Raw genomic sequence first — 2,472 nt, forward strand, 5'->3', positions numbered from 1 at the left:
CGGTTACACCGAGTGCTACACGCCCTACATCGTCAATGGCGATTCACTGCGCGGCACCGGCCAGTTGCCCAAGTTTGAAGAAGATTTGTTTGCCGCCAAAAAGGGCGGGCAAGAGGGTGCAGCCGAAGCCGAAAGCACTGCGCTGTACCTGATCCCCACGTCGGAGGTGCCGCTGACCAACTTCGTGCGCGATGAAATCGTCGCCGAGGCTGACTTGCCGCTTCAGTACACCGCCCATACGCCGTGCTTTCGCTCAGAAGCCGGCAGCTACGGCCGCGACACCCGAGGCATGATCCGCCAGCATCAGTTCGACAAGGTCGAGATGGTGCRGATCACGCACCCCGACAAAAGCTACGAAGCGCTGGAAGCCATGACGGGCCACGCCGAAGCCATTTTGCAAAAGCTCGGCCTGCCGTACCGCGTCATGCTGCTGTGCACCGGCGACATGGGCTTCGGCGCCGCCAAGACCTACGACCTGGAAGTGTGGCTGCCCGCGCAAAACACCTACCGCGAAATCAGCTCGGTCTCCAACTGCGAAGCCTTCCAGGCCCGCCGCCTGCAGGCCCGCTTCAAGAACGCGCAAGGCAAGAACGAGTTTGTGCACACCCTCAATGGCTCCGGCCTGGCCGTAGGCCGCACCCTGGTCGCCGTGTTGGAAAATTACCAGCTCGCCGACGGCAGCGTCACCGTGCCGGAAGTGCTGCAACCGTACATGGGCGGCATCAAGGTGCTGGCCCCGGCGGCGGGGAAATAAATCTTCAGCACAGTCCGAGCCGCGGAACTGGCTTTGCCAGGCCGCAGGCGGGCGGCCCCCTCGGGGGGGCAGGAAGCTACACGAAGTGAGCGACCGTGGGGGCCCTTTTCAAGCCTGCTAGAATCGCCAGTCCACACTGGAGAGGTGGCAGAGTGGCCGAATGTACCTGACTCGAAATCAGGCGTACCGCAAGGTACCGTGGGTTCGAATCCCACCCTCTCCGCCAAAATTGCATCCAGAGAAATCCAGATTGATCTGAGAAATGCCCTGAAAGCCCCGTAAATCGGGGCTTTTTTGTTTCTGGTCGTCCAGATTGGTCTTTGACAGAGTGGTGCATTCTGGCTGCGTGCATGAAGGTACGAACGCCGCATATCCTGCAGCTTTCCAAGCCGGCTCAAGTGGTATTGGCGACATATAGGCGTTACGCGGCCTGGCCCGGTGAGCAGGACCCAGAGAAGCCGGTGAGTAACAACGCCATTCTGGGCGCTTTGTACCGGATGGGCTACATGGGCTGTATGACGGGCCACGGTTTCGCGGCATTGCCTCCCCCACTTAGAGGAGGTGAAGTCTGATTCCCTCATGTAACGTGCTTCTTACAAGTTCTACTACACCAAAGAGGCCACATGAAAACCGCGCTGACCATGATTCTGGTTTTGACCGTCTCCTTGGCGCATGCCCAAATGACGACCAAAGAGGCCCAGGAGGACGCCTGGGCAAAGGCGGCAAAAGCCAAAGCGGCCAACGACCAGGCGGTCGCAGCTCAAAGGGCAGCGGAAGCGGCAAAGAAAGTACCTCCACCCTCAAAGACGGAGATACATATTTATGACGGAAAAGGTGGCAAGGGATATCCCAACATAAGCAAGTAGGTCGGCTAGGCCACGGGGCTGAAGGAACATCATGAAATCGTTCTGTGTCCCCGCGCTGCTACTGGCATGCGAGTTGGCTATCGCTCACCCGGGTGGTACGGATGCGCAGGGCTGCCACACGAACCGCAAGACCGGTGGCCATCACTGTCACGGTGGCAAGAAAACGGCTGCGGCGGCTCCGACGGCTCCGGCCGCAGCTCCAGTAGCCTCAGCGAAGGGCGGTGGACCTACCTGCTATGTCGGCCCGCGCGGTGGGACGTACACGATTACCAAGAGCGGCCGGAAGAACTACACCGGCTGTTGAAGTCAACGAAGCGAGGAATCCATGGTTCAGATTAGCTACATCATTACTTTAATCAGTGCCTGCTTCGGGCTTCTTGTCTTGATCTTTGGCTTTAGTGGTGCGCAGAGCGCTCCACAAGAGGCTGCTGCCGCGGCGCTGGCAATTGCTCTGGCGGTCATTCCGTACGTGTTTTCGCGATGCTTGCAGATCAGCGCCGACCGAGCTAGGAGTATCAAAGATGCAGCAGCATTACTAGATGCCATACGTTCGCTCAAGAATGACGCTGCGCCCGTGGGAACACCCTGGGTCGCTCCTGTTGGCATTGGTTCGGGATCGCCGGCGCCTCAAAGGGCCCCGACTGAATAGCTTGGTGTTGGATACCGCGCCCACGCGGCCCGTGGGACTTCTAAGGGGACAACATGAAATCAGCTATTGTTTTTATCGTGGCCACCATTGCAGTGGGCACTGCCTTTGCTCAAACCTACGTTCAACCGCACGTCACTAAGAACGGCACCTATGTTGAGGGGCACGTTCGCACCGCGCCGAATAGCACGAACCTTGACAATTAC

General features: G+C 58.9%; 3 protein-coding genes and 1 tRNA gene. All 4 read left to right on the top strand.

What is annotated here, in order from left to right:
* The coding region (serS, locus tag AC1D1X_RS20790; RefSeq protein ID WP_477699058.1) for a serine--tRNA ligase at positions 1 to 754 on the top strand (754 nt) is incomplete at its 5' end.
* Positions 755 to 892: 138 nt separating this feature from the next.
* Positions 893 to 980: transfer RNA gene (locus tag AC1D1X_RS20795), tRNA-Ser, on the top strand.
* A gap of 397 nt (positions 981 to 1,377) precedes the next feature.
* Positions 1,378 to 1,620, top strand: a complete 243-nt coding sequence (locus tag AC1D1X_RS20800; protein WP_477669752.1) for a hypothetical protein — start codon at positions 1,378 to 1,380, stop codon at positions 1,618 to 1,620.
* Between the two features lie 31 nt (positions 1,621 to 1,651).
* Entirely contained in the window at positions 1,652 to 1,924 is a 273-nt protein-coding gene (locus AC1D1X_RS20805; RefSeq protein WP_477669751.1) for a YHYH domain-containing protein, read from the top strand.
* Positions 1,925 to 2,472 lie beyond the last annotated feature (548 nt).

This window comes from Polaromonas sp. P1_G4 (assembly GCF_056405475.1).